Genomic DNA, 15,498 nt, shown 5'->3' with positions numbered 1-15,498 from the left:
CTTCAAACGTTGCAGAACGGACAATACGGCAGGCTGCATGGATGCCGCCTATGGTACACGCATCAAATAACATGAAAATCTCTCCTTATGTATTCTATAATAATCAATTATATGGAACAATTGTTGCCATATAATTATTCATTATAAACTAAAATAAGAAACGTGGCTAGACATATCCTGACCGGCTCTTTTGAAATATGTACGCTTTTTCGGTTAATATGATAGGAATTTTAATTAAATTCGTGTATAATATACACGTACGTTAGAAAACGGGAACTGGTATACCGTATCCTGTTTTCTTAATCTCTAATTCACGAAGGGATGTTGAAGCAATGGCAACAGCAATGGTATTAGGCACCCAGTGGGGTGATGAAGGTAAAGGTAAGATTGTTGATTATCTGGCACAGAAAGCCGATGTAGTTATCCGCTCCCAGGGCGGGAATAACGCCGGCCATACTGTCGTGGTAGATGACAAGGCCTTTGCGCTGCGCCTCCTGCCATCAGGGATCCTGTTCTCTGATAAGACGTGCATCATCGGCAGTGGCGTCGTAGTAAACCCGGAAGTCCTTCTCCAGGAACTGGATGGCATGAAAGAAAAAGGCGTCACAATCAGCAAACTGGAAATTTCCACGCGGGCTCATGTGATTATGCCATATCATATCCGCATCGATGAAGAAGATGAAAAACTCAAAGGGGATGCCAAGATCGGTACGACGAAAAATGGCATCGGTCCCTGTTATGCCGATAAAATCAATCGTGTCGGTATCCGTATTGGCGATTTGATGGATAAGGATATTTTTGCAAAAAAACTGCGGGTCAATCTGAAATTAAAGAACCGCCTGTTTGAAACCTATTATGGCTGCCAGGGTTTTGACTTCGACACGATATATCAGGAATACCTTGGGTATGCCGACCGCATCCGTCCCTATGTAAAAGATACAAACTATTCTGCCAACGTATATATCAACGAAGGCAGAAAGGTACTGTTTGAAGGTGCCCAGGCGACCATGCTCGACATCGATCATGGTACCTATCCGTTCTGCACCAGTTCCAACCCGACAGCCGGCGGTGCCTGCACCGGTTCCGGTGTCGGCCCGCGCCGCATGGAAAACATCGTAGGCGTCGTCAAAGCTTATACGACCCGTGTCGGTGCCGGTCCGTTCCCGGCGGAACAGAATAATGAAATTGGGGAATATCTGCGCAATACGGGCCATGAATTTGGCACTGTTACGGGCCGTCCGCGCCGTTGCGGCTGGCTGGATACGGCTGTCGTCAAATATGCGGCTATGCTGAACAGCCTGGATTATCTGGCTATTACCCGCCTGGATATCCTCGATGACCTTGACACGATAAAGATTTGCACTGGTTACCGGTACAATGGCCAGCTCCTGCCGGAATACCCGGCCAGTCTGGAAGTACTGGAACAGGTCGAACCGGTATATGAAGAAATGCCGGGCTGGAAGACAGATATTTCTGCCTGCAAGACCTATGATGAACTGCCGGAAGCAGCTCGTAAGTATGTAGAACGCATCAGTGAACTCGTCGGCGTACCCCTGGGTATTGTCTCGGTCGGTCCGAACCGCAGCCAGACGATTATCCTTCAGCCGATTTTCTAATGCTATTTTGGGTTTTCACCATAACGATATACGAAAAGCGGGCCCTGTTCACGGGGCCTGCTTTTCGTATATGAGCAGAAAAAAGAGATTGCCATTGAAGACAATCTCTTTCTGAGCTTTCCGTTATTAGTTTTCAGATGTATGATGTACCTAGAATCATTCATGGCAGTTGTGGGAGCAGCTGGCACAACCGGACGGGCTGCAGCCTCCTTCTCCCCCGACGTGGTTCATGCCGACGATAGCCGTGACGGCTTTACGCGGTACGAGCATATTGGTCGGCGTAACGGAAATGCCAATCTGGGCGGCCTGCAGGGCCTGTACCAGCGTGACTTCCTGTTTCTGGGGCGTGTCGCTGTGGCCCGGCGTGATGCGCCAGAGAATCTTGTAGCCTTCCGGTGCGCCGAGGGTGTCGATATAGCCGCATAACTGTCCTACCATCTGTTCTGTTGCGATAGAAATGGCGGAATCCATGAGGATGCCTTTGGTGAAGTCTTTCTGCATGAATAATTCATCACAGGCATCTTCTACTTCTTTCCCGAGAGTGACGGCCATGATGATGGCGACTTCCGTATTTTCCAGATAATTGCGGACCGTTTCCCCTTCGATGACAAATGGATCATTGCATAAAAAGGTGTGTGTATCTTTATCATAAAAGAACTGATAAAATACACTGACCGGCTGGGCCAGGCGGACGACGGTCTGGCAGACTTCTTCTGCCATTTCCGGCGTTGCATCGTCAACGGCGCGCTGTCCTGCCAGGGTGAGTACATTATTGGTATCGATGTGTTTCAGATTTCCTTTATAAACAGGCATAGGGTATCCTCTTTTCCCGGACTATCGGCGATAATCCTGACTTTTTGTTCCATTATAGCAAGTTTTTCTTATAGTGGCTAGTAAAAGTGTGGAAAGGCCGGAACGACCGTTCTGATGAGCATGAAATATTTGCTAAAATAATCGTAGCAAGGTATACTAATATATAGACTTAAATTTGGAAATGAGGTGACTGCGTTGGCTCATATTATTGCCGTGACGAACCAGAAAGGCGGCGTGGGCAAGACGACGACCAGCATTAATCTGAGCGCCTGTCTGGCAGACTGCGGCAAGCGTACATTATTGGTGGATCTGGACCCCCAGGGCAATGCGACGAGCGGTCTGGGTATCGATAAAGAAAGCCTTTCCGGCAATTTATATGACTGCCTGATTGATGGCGTACCGATGGAACAGGTATTGCAGAAGACGGCAGTGAAAAAGTTGTCTGTCATTCCGGCGACGATGGATGTAGCCGGGGCAGCCGTAGAACTGGTCAATATGGATAAACGGGAACAGGTATTGAAGCAGGCGCTGTCAGATTGTCTGGAAGCGGCGAAAAAGCCCTATGACTTTGTTCTCATCGATTGTCCCCCCTCACTGGGGCTTCTGACCATCAATGCTCTGGTGGCATCGGACCAGGTACTGATTCCAGTGCAATGTGAGTTTTATGCACTGGAAGGTCTGGCCCAGCTGATGCAGACCGTCGAGATGGTACGGGATAATATGAACAGCAGCCTGCGCCTGCTGGGACTGCTGCTCACTATGTTTGACGGCCGTACGAACCTGTCTCTGCAGGTTGCCGAAGAAGTAAAAAAATACTTCAGCGGACAGGTGTTCCGCACGATTATCCCGCGCAATGTACGGTTGGGAGAAGCTCCGAGTCATGGGGAGCCTATCACCGTGTACGACCCTCATTCCCGCGGTGCGGAAGTGTATCGAAAATTAGCCAGAGAGGTGATTCGCCGTGTCGGTTAGGAAAAAGGGACTTGGCAGTAATGCCATCCTGGGAAGCCGGCTTCAGGCACTGGGATTAAAAGAAAAAAAAATAGATGAAATAGATAAGGCTGCTTCTGGTGACGGAACGATGCCGGCGGAACTGGATATTTCGGCCATTGTGCCCAATCCTCATCAGGCGCGGCGTGAGTTTGACAGCGTGGCATTGGAAGAATTGTCCTCCTCTATCCGCCAGTATGGGCTGATCCAGCCGCTGGTCGTACAGAAGAAGCCTGATGGCACGTACGAACTGGTGGCGGGAGAACGGCGCCTGCGGGCTGCGAAACTGGCCGGCCTGAAAACGATTCCTGCTCTGGTACGGGAGTATACACCCGATGCGGCTGCCGAAGTGTCACTCATTGAAAACCTGCAGCGGGAAAATCTGAATGTCATGGAAGAAGCAGCGGCATATGACATGCTGATCCATACGTTCGGACTGACGCAGGAAGAGGCAGCACAGAAAGTGGGCAAGAGCCGTCCCCACGTAGCCAATATGATACGCCTTTTGAAACTGCCTGACGAAATATGCCAGTTCCTCCGCGATGGGACACTGTCTATGGGACAGGCCCGCCCCCTGCTTCAGCTTGCCGATGAAGATCAGCAGCTGGCGGCAGCCGGACAGATTATCCGCCAGGGATTATCAGCACGGCAGTGTGAAGCCCTCGTGGCCCGTATGCTGCAGGGTGGCACGGACAAGGGACCGAAAGAACCCGATGCCTATCTGGAAGCCATGCAGGACCGAATTAAAATGCATCTGGGGACTAATGTTTCTATTCATTTCAACCGGAAGAGGCAAAAGGGGAAAATCGAAATCTCCGTAGCGTCGGAAGCCGAATTTGAACGGCTTCTGGCTCTTTTGACAGAAGAAAAGACGGGAGACGGCACGGAAACGCCATCTTCTTTTACAGTTTAGAAAAAAATCCTGGAAAGCGGTTGTTTTTTAGAGTTCTTTTGTGTAATATAAGATACAGACTTTTTTTGTAATACTGCAGGAGGAAAGACATGTTTTATGGATTAGACTGGCAGCTTATTTATCTGGCTGCCGCCGGCGCTGTGGGAGTGCTGTTGCTGCTGCTGATCATCTACATTGGCATACTGACCCACCGCATGGGCAAACTCAAAGAAAAATATGAGTTTTTTATGCAGGATGAAACGGGCAAAAGTGTAGAAGCCAAGCTGCATGAAGATGTTGCCCGGCTGCACGATTTGCAGGATTCACTGGAACTCATCCACAAGACCCAGAAAGATATCATGGCCGTGCAGAACCACTGTTTCCGCAAAATCGGCTTTGTCAAATACAATGCCTTTGACAATATTGGCAACAATCTGAGTTTTGCCTTTACGGTGCTCGACGGCAAGAACGACGGTTTCTGTCTTTCCAGTGTTTACGGTCGTAACGAATCCCGCATTTTCGCCAAGCCGATCGTCGATGGCAAGTGCCTGTATGGCATGAGTGAAGAAGAAAAAGAAAGTCTGGATAACGCCCTGCAGTATACGGGTACGCTGGATACGGTACAAAAGGATTAAAGAGGGGACTATATTTGAATTTTCAGGATTTTCTTGCGCGTTTGAAACAACGTGCTGCTGGTATGGCCGGCCATGCTTCCTGCCTCAGGCGTACAGAGCCGCTGGTCATCACACCGGGACAGTATAAAAAGATACTGGCAGCGGTCATCGCAGGCGTTGTCGTCATTGCTGCCGGACTGTGCATCGGTATATATGAATTTATTTCGCTGCAGCACATGAAGGAACAGAACGCGCTTCACGAACAACAGCTGGAACTGATGCGGGAAAAAACGGCATCGCTCCAGGAAAAAATGGATAAGATGGATGCCCTCGACCAGGAGCTGCGGCAGATGGTCAAGGGGGCAGGTACGGGTGACAGCCCAAAAGGTGAAGGTGGCGTAGCAGGACAGCAGAAGAAATCACCGGACGTTTCTCATGCTGACTACAACGACCTGCTCCATGCCACCTCCCGGCTGGAAACCAAAACAAATGCCCGCATCATCAGTTTCATTACGCTTAAGACCGTGCTCAGTGATACGGCCGGTCAGCAGGTCCGGGAGATGCAGCAGATTTCCAAGAAATACCAGGCTTCGAATTATCCGTCTATCTGGCCGGTCAACGGTACGATTACGTCGAACTTCGGCTACCGGGGCAATCCCATTGGCGGTGGTACCGGCTATCATGAAGGACTGGATATTGCCGTCGATTACGGGACACCTGTACGGGCTACGGCTTCGGGAAAAGTCACCATGGCCGGATGGGTCGATGGCTATGGCAATCTCGTAGAAATCGACCACGGCGGCGGATTCGTTACCCGCTACGGCCACAATTCGATGCTTCTGGTCGTCGTAGGCCAGGAAGTCAGGACGGGCGATATCGTCGCTCTGGCAGGCAGTACGGGACGCAGTACGGGGCCGCATTGCCACTATGAAGTACGAGTCAACGGCACTCCGACGGATCCGTTGCTGTTTTTACCATAATTCATCATAGGAAGATAAAACAGGGGGGAACGGATGGACGGGACCGCCCTGTTTTTTTATGAAAAGGAGACACATGCTATGAAACGTATCAGCACCCTGCTGGCGGCAGGCCTATGCCTGCTGTCCCTGGCTTTCCTGGCCTCAGGATGCAGCAAACAGGCACCACAGGCCGTTCAGCGCCAAGAAGTGCTGATTGGCACCAATCTCTCCCTCACCGGCCCTGGCGAGGCATACTGCCGTTCAACAAAACAGGGGGTAGAGCTGGCCAGGGATATACTGAATGAGCAGGGCGGACTTCTGGGTAAGGAGGTCAATCTGGTCACGGTCGATAATCATGGCAAGGCTGATGATGCAGCTATGGCGGTGCAGCAGTTATCGACACGCCACGTCAGTGCCATTATCGGTCCCAACATGACAGCCTGTGCGGCGGCAGTCATGCAGCCAGCGGAAGCGCTGCGCATTCCCGTAGTCAGTCCGGCCTGTACTGATCCGGATATTACCGTCGATGCCAAATCGCGGCAGGTATACCAGTATATGTTCCGGGCCACGTTCATCGATCCTTATCAGGCCCGGGCTATGGGCGAATATGCCATGGAAAATCTTCACGTGACCCGGTCGGCTGTCCTATACAACGGAGAGAGCTCTTATTCTAAAGGGCTGGCTGAGTTTTACCGCAGTACCATAGAAGCCCGTGGCGGTACCGTTACGGCATTTGTCGATCTGGCTGATTATGACGGCAATCTGGCGGCGGCACTCGACGCCGTGCGGCAGGATCCGGGCCAGGCCGTGTATGTACCGCTCTATGATAAAAAGGCGCGGGAAGTGATTGTCCTCGCCCGTTCATCCGGTATGACGACTCCCCTTTTGGGGGCTGATGGCTGGAACGGTCCGGCTCTTGCCAAAAACGTGGATCCGGCATACCTGACAAATCTGGTATATACCGACCATTATGCCAATGATGTCCACGAAAAAACGGCAGAAACCTTTGCTGAACGGTATTATGAAAAATACGGAGAATGGCCGGACAGCTATGCGGCGCTGGGCTACGATTCTCTCATGATGATTGCCGAAGCCATCCGCCGCGGTAATTCCGACAAACCGCAGCAGATAGCCCAGGAACTGGCTAAAACGATTGATTTTACGGGAGCGACGGGACACATCATCCTTGACTCCAATCACGATGCCATCAAAGCCGTATTCATCCTCACCTTCTGGGAAGGGGAACCGGCCCTTCTGGAAAAGCAGCCGGCGGTCAATATACAATAGCTGAAAGGCATAGGGCTCATGTAAAATTGCCATACAGATATTCTCAAAAAAATATTTACAAATGAGAATTAGGATGATACTATATGCGTAAAGAACAGACTGCACAAGCGGTCGGGCGCAAGCAGCAGGCAGGACCTGCGGGACTACATATAAGTAAGGATATGCGGTTCCGCAGGTCCTGTCTGATTATTTTCATAGACAAAGGAAGTTTTAATTATGACGACAGATGAAATAACACTCAAACGCCGTACGGCTTGTCTTTCCGTACTCAGCAATACTCTTCTGGTAATAGGTAAATTATCCATTGGAATCCTGACTGGCACAGTCAGTCTGATATCCGAAGCCATCCACTCCGGTGTCGATCTCCTCGCGGCTGCCATTGCCTGCCTGGCCGTGCGCAAATCCTGCCTGCCGCCAGATCAGGATCACGACTATGGCCACGGTAAAGTGGAAAATGTCTCAGCCGCCTTTGAATCCCTGCTGATTATCGTGGCGGCTCTGAGTATCCTCTACGAAGCGGTGGGCAAATTTTTCCATCCCCAGGTGCCGGAATCACTGAATCTGGCTATTGTCATCATGCTGGCATCCAGCCTGATCAATGCCATCGTGTCTGCCCGGTTGTATTATGTCGGGGAAAAGACCGGCTCGGAAGCACTGAAGGCCGATGGCATGCATCTGCGGGCTGATGTTTGGACGTCAGCTGCCGTCATGGCCGGTATCTTTCTCATGAAAGTCACGGGCTGGGCTATCCTGGATCCGCTCATCGCCTGCCTCGTCGCTTTGGGGATTCTCCGCGTCGGATACAAGATGTGCCGCCGCAGTTATGACGATTTGACAGACGCGTCGCTCAGTGATGACGAAGAATCGAAAATCGGCCATATCATCATGGAAACTCCGGGAGTCAAAGGATATCATCATTTGCGTACCCGCATTTCCGGATCGGAAACCATTATGGATTTTCATCTGGAACTGGACCGCACACTTCCCCTGTCCCAGGCTCATGCTATTTCCGATAAGGTAGAATCGGCATTGCAAAAAAAATACGGGCCCTGTGATCCTATGATTCACCTGGACCCGAGATAACCGGATATATTCAGATGTTGCAGTACGGAGCGTATCGTACCAGTTCCTGCCGCCAGACTTTCCAGTCGGGCATGAAGCGGTTCATCCAGCCATAAAAACGGGATGAATGATTGCATTCCAGGAAGTGGCATAATTCATGAAGGACGACCTGGTCGATACAGCCATCGGGCATGACCGCCAGATAGGTGTTAAGACTGATCCGCTTTCTGGCCGGCGTACAGGAACCCCAGCGGGAGCGCATCCGCCGCAGGGTGACCGTGGGAAGGGGAACTCCGTATGGCTGGAGCCGGGGATAGATACGGGCTATACTGGCAGCAAATAAAGTACCTGCCTGCTGGCGCAGGTATTGGTGATAGAGATGGGCCCGTTGGCTCTCTTCATCGCCATGAGACGTTTCCATGTACAGGATGTCTCCTTTTTCATATACCTTTCCAGCAGGGCCGGGGACGACGCGGAGTGTCAGCGGACGGCCATGAATATACAGGACATCGCCGGTATTCAGTCTGAATACCGGCTTTTTTTCTATCTGGGAAAGCGTTTTTACGATGAACGGTGTTTCCCGGAGCAGAAAGGCATCAATCCGGTCTTTGGAGACAAATGAAGGGGCCGATACATGGATGGATCCATCGCGGCGGATGCGGAGATTGATGTTTTTGACAGCTTTCCGGGTCAGTTCATAAGAAAAAGAAAGAGTGCCGTTTTGGAAATGGCATTGGGCAGAACGTGGCATAATGACTCCTTTTGGCAGGTCCGGTATAGAGATGATGTCCGCCCTGCGCTTTTCATACTTCCTCTACTTTATACTGAAATACTCCGTTTGTCCATAGGAGGATAGGTTGCTTTTAACCGTCAGGTGTGGTATGTTGAACGTGATGCCGCGTTATGCGGCTGCTTCTTCTGTAGAAAGGTATGTACATTATGTTAGACTTTACGGCAATTGATTTTGAAACAGCCAATAAATATGCCAATAGTGCCTGCTCGCTGGCGGCGGTTACCATGCATGACGGACAGTGCGTCCGCGAAGGATACACGCTCATTCGTCCGCCCTTTATGGTATTTTCCCCTGATAATGTTCGCATCCACGGCATTACTCCCGACCAGGTGGCACACAAACCTCAGTTTGACCGGCTTTGGCCGTCCGTGCGGCTTCATCTGGAAGGACGCATCCTGGTCGCACACTACGCCGTCTTTGATACGCGGGTCCTGCGCAGTCTTCTCAAAACGTATCACCTGGAAAAGCCACAGGCCTCCTATGCCTGCACCGTCGAAATTTCACGCCGCGTCTGGCCGGATCTGCCCAACCACAAGCTGGATACGGTAGCGAACTTCCTGGGATATACCTTCCACCATCATCAGGCGCTGGATGATGCCCGGGCCTGTGCCCTCATCGTCGTCAAGGCAGCCGAAGCCGTTGGAGCTTCGTCTATGGAAGAACTGCTCGATGCGACGCACCTCAAATTGAAAATACTATAGTGGTGAAACGAAGAGTAATTAATTGGTACGATACCCATCGGTTGTATTAAAAGCTTTAGAATAAATATATTGACTAGTCAATTAAAAAGCGCTATGATATACAATGCTGATTAAATTGACTAGTCAATATAGAGGAGAGGTTGAATTGATGAAAGAAACATTATGGACTCGTGATTTTGTTGCCTTGGTTCTGGCCAACGGCTTTTTATTTGCTGGTTTTCATTTTCTCTTGCCGACGATTACTCTGTATGCAGCCAGTTTAGGGGCGACGGGTGGGGAAATCGGTCTCATTGGTGGCATCTTTGGCTATTCGGCCATCTGCATACGCTTGTTTACCGATGCGGGCGTCCACCATTTAGGAAAAAAGAAATGTCTTTACCTGGGGCTGGCTCTTTCTATTTTAGCGACGGTGTCGTATTATATGTTTAGCAGTATCCACGCCATCGTTGCGGCACGCATCCTTCACGGATTCGGCTTTGGCATGAGCACGACTTTTGCTGCTGCTATCGTCGCCGATATCATCCCGGCCAGCCGCCGCGGCGAAGGAATTGGCTATTTTGGATTGGGAAGTACGGTCATGATGGCACTGGCACCAGCGGTCGGTTTATTTTTACTCAGCGAAATCGGCCCGTCGGCACTGTTTTTTTCGTCTGCTGCCGTTTCTTTTCTGGCTGTTCTGACTGCTGGGTTCTGCCATGCAGGCAGGAAGATACGTCGTGTAGAAGTGATAGAAAAGACATCGTTACGTGATTGCATTTGTGAAACGGGTACGGGCCTTCCTTCTGTTTTGACGATTTTATTTGGAGCCGCCTATGGCAGTGTCAATACGTATATTGCTATGATGGCTGCTGAAGCACATATTGGAAATGCTGGCCTGTTCTTCATTGTGGGGACGCTGTTTGTCTTTATTTCCCGTCCTTTTGGCGGTCGCCTCCTCGACTCCAAGGGAGCCTTCGCCGTCATCGTGCCGGGATCTGTCTCATATTTGATTGGCTTATTGCTCATCATGGCAGCTCACTCGCTGACGGTCTTATTGGCTGCATCTGTCTTTTATGGCTTAGGTGCCGGCCTGCTGCTTCCGGCCCTGCTGACGTGGATTTTGAATATGGTCCGCCCGGAACGGCGCAGTTCCGCCAGTGCGACTTTTTATAATATGCTGGATATTGGTACCAGTACAGGCATCCTCGTCCTGGGTGTCGTTGCCGGGATGGTGGGCTATCGCAACATGTACTGGAGCGTAACGGCTCTCATGATCTGCTTTTCCGTCTTGTTCATGTTCTGCCATTACCGTTATGGTAATGATTGCATAGCCAGTCCCAAAGCGGTGAAAAGACCTGTTGCCGATATCCATAAAGATTGAGAGGTATCATGATGGATGTACGAGACCGGCAAGATGACGAACTGGTACGGCAATTATTCTGCACGACCCGGATTTTTTCCCGGACCTTAAATGGCTGTGTAGCTCCTCTGGGGCTGCATAGTTCGGAATGGATGGTCCTGAACCTTGTCTACTTGAACGGAGGTATTGCCCAGGCCGATTTAATCCGCTATTTTAAGGTGGAAGCGGCAGCGATTACGCGCACGTTGAGCCGCTTGGGAAAGAAAGGACTGATATGCCGGCACCCCCGGGAAAAGGGACGGGGTAAGTATATCGAATTGACAGACGCAGGCAGGGATTTGTTCGTCCAGGCGGAACCCTTTGTGATAGCGCACCGGAGACAGGCGTTGCAAGGACTGTCTCCAGAGGAACGAAAACTATTATTGACTTTGTGTGCAAAAGTACAAGCGGCTTTAGACGAAGTATAGTATATATTTTTAGCATATAGGTAGTACATCTATACTGATTTTCCATAGATAGCTTACAAATTGCCCGACGCATGCTTATAATAAAATCAGATATTGCCTATGATGAAAGGGGATTTTTATGATGAAGATTGTCTTATTGGAATCGTTAGGTATCAGTCAGGAATTACTTGATTCGTATGTAAAACCTCTGAAAGAAAAAGGCTATGAATTCGCCGCGTATGAACGCAATGATGACCCGGCCGTCCAGATCGAAGAAGCAAAGGATGCCGATATCCTCATCATCGCCAATATGCCTTTGAAGGCAGAAGTCATCAACGCCTGTCCGAAATTGAAATATATTGACGTGGCCTTTACGGGTGTCGATCATGTTGCTCTCGATGCTGCCAAAGCAAAGGGCATTAAGGTCAGCAATGCATCCGGCTATTCGACTGTTGCCGTAGCCGAATTGACCATTGCCATGATGCTCGATCTGCTCCGCCGCGTACCTCAGGTCGATGCAGCCTGCCGTGCTGGCGGTACGAAAGCCGGTCTCGTCGGCAATGAATTGGAAGGTAAGACAGTCGCTCTTGTCGGTACTGGTCATATCGGCCATCGCGTCGCCGAACTGGTCCATGCTTTTGGTGCCAAAGTTATCGCCTATAACGGATTTTCCCATAAAGCCGATACGGACCTGATTACCTACCTGCCCATGAAAGAAATGATGGAACAGGCCGATATCGTCAGCCTCCATTGTCCGGTTACAGACCAATCGAAGGGCCTGATCAATAAAGAAACTCTCTCTTACATGAAACCGACGGCATTCCTCATCAATGAAGCCCGTGGCCCTGTCGTCGTATCCCAGGACCTGGCAGATGCACTGAACAGCGGTAAAATCGCCGGCGCCGGCATCGACGTCTTTGAAAAGGAACCACCACTGGATACGAATCACCCGCTGCTCCACTCCAAGAACACTATTGTCACGCCGCACGTCGCCTTTGCAACGGTAGAATCCATGGCCAAACGGGCCGTCATCGTCTTTGATAATATCGATGCGTACTTGGCCGGGAATCAGAAGAATATTATTCTCTAAAGAGATACGTTTAGGCAGACGGATGCAGAAATAGCATCCGTCTGTTTTTTTCTTTCTTTTCTATTGTCACAGCCTTTCTGGTATGGTAGTATTTAACAAAGACAAGAAATAATAAACAGTATATACTGTTTCTGTAGTTTTTGAGGAGGCTATTCATATGAGAATGACATTTCGCTGGTATGGCGAAAAAGATGATAATATTACACTGCAGCAGATTGACCAGATTCCCGGGATGGACGGCATCGTCGGGGCGTTATTTGATATCCCCGTCGGCGACGTATGGCCTGTCGAACCGCTGCTTCATATCAAAGAAGAAGCGGCAAAACACAATCTCGTATTCAAAGACCTGGAAAGCATCAATGTCCATGAAGATATCAAACTGGGCCTGCCCAGCCGTGACAAGTATATTGAAAATTACATCCAGTCGCTGAAAAATGCAGCCAAAGCAGGGATTGAAGTCGTCTGCTACAATTTCATGCCGATTTTTGACTGGACACGGACGGACCTGGCCAAACCTCTCTATGACGGTTCGACCTGCCTGGCTTATGACTATCATCTCGTCGCTGGCAAGACGCCCCAGGATATGGCCCGGGAAATCCTGGATAACAGCAATGGCTTTGTCCTGCCTGGCTGGGAACCGGAACGGCTCCAGGAATTATCGCATCTTTTTGAACAGTATGAAGGCATGGATGAAGATGGCCTGCGCAAGAATCTGGCCTATTTCCTGAAAGCCGTCGTGCCCGTAGCCGAAGAATGTGGCATCAAGATGGGCATTCATCCCGATGATCCGCCTATTTCCGTTTTTGGACTGCCCCGCATCGTCAAAAATGAAGCAGACCTTGACAAAATCGCGGCTATGGTAGATAGTGAAAGCAATGGTTTTACTATCTGCACTGGTTCTCTCGGTTCGAACCGCCAGAATGACATCCCCCATATTATCCGCAAATTCGGCCGTCAGCACCGCGTCCAGTTCGTCCATCTGCGCAACGTCCAGGTGCATGAACCGTGGGTATTCAACGAAGTTGCCCACAAATCGGCCATTGGCTCTCTCGATATGTTTGAAATTGCCAAAGCGCTTTATGATATCCACTTTGATGGGCCTATCCGTCCCGACCATGGCCGTATGATCTGGGGTGAAGAAGGACGGCCTGGTTACGGCCTCTATGACCGCGCGCTCGGTGCGAATTATATATGTGGCCTCTGGGATGCCATCAACCGCCTGTGCGGGCAGTTTTAAGGATTTACCTATGAAATTTATTACGTGGAGGGATTGTGTATGTTGCATCTGAACCGGCAGGAAATTGCTGAAAATCGTTCTCTTTGGGAAGAAAAAGGATTTACTCTCTATTCGTTTAATGACAAAGCTGTCATAGAGGAAACAAAAAAAGCGCCGCAATGGCTCCATATCGGCAGCGGCAACCTGTTCCGCGCGTATATCGCTGTCCTCCAGCAGCGCCTTCTCGACCAGGGCCTGGCCCATACAGGCATCATTGCCGCCACGACTCATAATGCGGCCGTCGTCGACGATGTGTTCCGGCCTTATGACAACCTCCATGTCAACGTGACCATGGAAGCAGATGGGCAGTTCGGCAAAGAAGTCATCGGCAGCGTCTGTGAATCGGCAGCCGTCAAAGAAAGCCGACCGGCCGACTGGCAGCGCCTGCTCGATATTTTTACGGCTCCGTCGCTGCAGATGGTCAGCTTTACCATTACGGAAAAAGGGTATAATCTTAAGGACTATGATGGCAACTACTATGACGATGTAGCGTCTGATCTGCAGGAAGGCCCGGCCCACCCGCAGAGTGCCATGGGCAGTCTGACGGCCCTTACCTATGCCCGGTATAAAGCAGGTGTCAGCCCCATTGCCTTTGTCAGCATGGATAACTGCTCTCACAACGGTGAACGGATCCGCCAGGCATTCCTGACTTTTGCCAGAGCGTGGGAAGAAAAGGGATATACCGATGCAGGTTTTACGGCATACATTGAAGAAAAAACGGCTTTTCCCTACAGCATGATCGATAAAATCGTCCCCGGACCGTCGCCGAAAGTCCAGTCCTATCTCAAAGAATGCGGCTTTGCTGATACGGAATATATCAAAGCCGGCCGCAGCACCTATGCCCTCTTTGTCAACGCAGCTCCGCAGGAATATCTGGTCATTGAGGACACCTTCCCCAACGGTCGTCCGCCCCTGGAAAAAGCCGGCGTCATCTTTACAGACCGGGAAACGGTCAACCAGTGCGAACGCATGAAAGTAGGAACCTGCCTCAATCCGCTCCATACGGCCCTGGCCGTGTACGGCTGCCTTCTGGGTTATGTGAAGATTTCCGATGAAATCGGCGATCCCCAGCTCAAAGGGCTCATTGAAAAAATCGGTTATGATGAAGGGCTGCCCGTCGTCGTTAATCCCGGCGTCCTCAATCCGAAGGCATTCATCGATGAACTGCTGGAAGAACGGCTGCCCAACCCCAATGTCCCCGATACGCCTCAGCGCATTGCTACGGACACGTCGCAGAAAGTAGGCGTCCGCTATGGTATTACTATCAAAGCCTATGGCGATAAGGCCAAAGACCTGAAATATATCCCTCTGGCCATTGCCGGCTGGTGCCGCTACCTTCTCGGTATAGACGATAAGGGAAATGCGTTTACGCCCAGCCCGGATCCTCTTTTGGAAGATTTGCAGAAGACCCTTGCCGGCGTCTGTTTCGGTCATCCGGAAACGGCCTCAGGGGCGCTGCATCCCATCCTGTCCAACCGCGATATTTTTGGCGGTATGGACCTTTCAGAAGTGGGCCTTGAACCAGTCATCGAAGGCTATTTCAAAGAACTCATTGCCGGTCCTGGCGCTGTCCGTGCCGTCCTGAAGAAATATGTAGGCTGAGTCCTGTCATATATATGT

General features: G+C 50.5%; 15 protein-coding genes. 13 read left to right on the top strand and 2 right to left on the bottom strand.

The genetic code is table 11. The features are described from left to right. Positions 1-332: 332 nt before the first annotated feature. Entirely contained in the window at positions 333-1,616 is a 1,284-nt protein-coding gene (locus DBO31_RS02780; RefSeq protein ID WP_059076255.1) for an adenylosuccinate synthase, read from the top strand. Between the two features lie 156 nt (positions 1,617-1,772). Here DBO31_RS02780 and DBO31_RS02775 read toward each other — a convergent pair whose 3' ends face one another. Further along, a complete protein-coding gene (locus DBO31_RS02775) occupies positions 1,773-2,429 on the bottom strand; it encodes a hypothetical protein (protein ID WP_059076256.1) in 657 nt (218 codons plus the stop codon). 195 nt (positions 2,430-2,624) lie between these two features. On the opposite strand from DBO31_RS02775, the gene DBO31_RS02770 reads away from it, so the two are divergent. The 6 genes from DBO31_RS02770 (at position 2,625) to DBO31_RS02745 (ending at position 8,254) form a co-directional block, all read left to right on the top strand. After that, on the top strand, positions 2,625-3,401 hold the full coding sequence (locus tag DBO31_RS02770; RefSeq protein ID WP_059076257.1) for a ParA family protein: 777 nt from the start codon (positions 2,625-2,627) through the stop codon (positions 3,399-3,401). Then, complete coding sequence (locus tag DBO31_RS02765) at positions 3,391-4,332, top strand: ParB/RepB/Spo0J family partition protein (protein WP_234995368.1); 942 nt, start codon at positions 3,391-3,393, stop codon at positions 4,330-4,332. The genes DBO31_RS02770 and DBO31_RS02765 overlap by 11 nt, the downstream gene beginning before the upstream one ends. An 89-nt stretch (positions 4,333-4,421) precedes the next feature. After that, positions 4,422-4,946: a DUF4446 family protein gene (locus DBO31_RS02760; protein WP_059076258.1), complete on the top strand. Its 525-nt coding sequence runs from the start codon at positions 4,422-4,424 to the stop codon at positions 4,944-4,946. Between the two features lie 41 nt (positions 4,947-4,987). Beyond that, positions 4,988-5,905 carry a peptidoglycan DD-metalloendopeptidase family protein gene (locus DBO31_RS02755; protein ID WP_234995367.1) on the top strand — a complete coding sequence of 306 codons (918 nt, stop codon included), beginning with the start codon at positions 4,988-4,990 and terminating at the stop codon, positions 5,903-5,905. Positions 5,906-5,983: 78 nt separating this feature from the next. Then, complete coding sequence (locus tag DBO31_RS02750; protein ID WP_150824384.1) at positions 5,984-7,171, top strand: ABC transporter substrate-binding protein; 1,188 nt, start codon at positions 5,984-5,986, stop codon at positions 7,169-7,171. Positions 7,172-7,387: 216 nt separating this feature from the next. Then, on the top strand, positions 7,388-8,254 hold the full coding sequence (locus DBO31_RS02745; protein ID WP_059076259.1) for a cation diffusion facilitator family transporter: 867 nt from the start codon (positions 7,388-7,390) through the stop codon (positions 8,252-8,254). A 10-nt stretch (positions 8,255-8,264) separates the two neighbouring features. Here the strand turns inward: DBO31_RS02745 and DBO31_RS02740 are convergent, their stop codons facing one another. Continuing rightward, the gene (locus DBO31_RS02740; protein WP_150824383.1) at positions 8,265-8,984 is read right to left on the bottom strand and encodes a M48 family metallopeptidase; all 720 of its coding nucleotides are present in this window, start codon (positions 8,982-8,984) and stop codon (positions 8,265-8,267) included. A gap of 188 nt (positions 8,985-9,172) precedes the next feature. On the opposite strand from DBO31_RS02740, the gene DBO31_RS02735 reads away from it, so the two are divergent. The 6 genes from DBO31_RS02735 to DBO31_RS02710 all read left to right on the top strand — a co-directional run bounded on the left by DBO31_RS02735 (position 9,173) and on the right by DBO31_RS02710 (position 15,480). After that, positions 9,173-9,727 carry a 3'-5' exonuclease gene (locus DBO31_RS02735; RefSeq protein WP_059076261.1) on the top strand — a complete coding sequence of 185 codons (555 nt, stop codon included), beginning with the start codon at positions 9,173-9,175 and terminating at the stop codon, positions 9,725-9,727. 148 nt (positions 9,728-9,875) lie between these two features. Beyond that, positions 9,876-11,087 carry an MFS transporter gene (locus DBO31_RS02730; RefSeq protein WP_083501459.1) on the top strand — a complete coding sequence of 404 codons (1,212 nt, stop codon included), beginning with the start codon at positions 9,876-9,878 and terminating at the stop codon, positions 11,085-11,087. 8 nt (positions 11,088-11,095) lie between these two features. Further along, the gene (locus DBO31_RS02725) at positions 11,096-11,533 is read left to right on the top strand and encodes a MarR family winged helix-turn-helix transcriptional regulator (RefSeq protein ID WP_234995366.1); all 438 of its coding nucleotides are present in this window, start codon (positions 11,096-11,098) and stop codon (positions 11,531-11,533) included. 121 nt (positions 11,534-11,654) lie between these two features. Continuing rightward, positions 11,655-12,602 carry a 2-hydroxyacid dehydrogenase gene (locus DBO31_RS02720; protein WP_150824385.1) on the top strand — a complete coding sequence of 316 codons (948 nt, stop codon included), beginning with the start codon at positions 11,655-11,657 and terminating at the stop codon, positions 12,600-12,602. 157 nt (positions 12,603-12,759) lie between these two features. Continuing rightward, positions 12,760-13,839, top strand: coding sequence for a mannonate dehydratase (gene uxuA, locus DBO31_RS02715; RefSeq protein WP_059076265.1), 1,080 nt, complete (start codon positions 12,760-12,762; stop codon positions 13,837-13,839). A gap of 39 nt (positions 13,840-13,878) precedes the next feature. Further along, positions 13,879-15,480, top strand: a complete 1,602-nt coding sequence (locus DBO31_RS02710) for a mannitol dehydrogenase family protein (protein WP_113855220.1) — start codon at positions 13,879-13,881, stop codon at positions 15,478-15,480. Positions 15,481-15,498 lie beyond the last annotated feature (18 nt).

It is taken from the genome of Megasphaera sp. DJF_B143, assembly GCF_900320625.1.
GTDB classification, from domain to species: domain Bacteria; phylum Bacillota; class Negativicutes; order Veillonellales; family Megasphaeraceae; genus Megasphaera; species Megasphaera hexanoica.
This window is presented reverse-complemented; position numbering and strand designations above follow the sequence as displayed.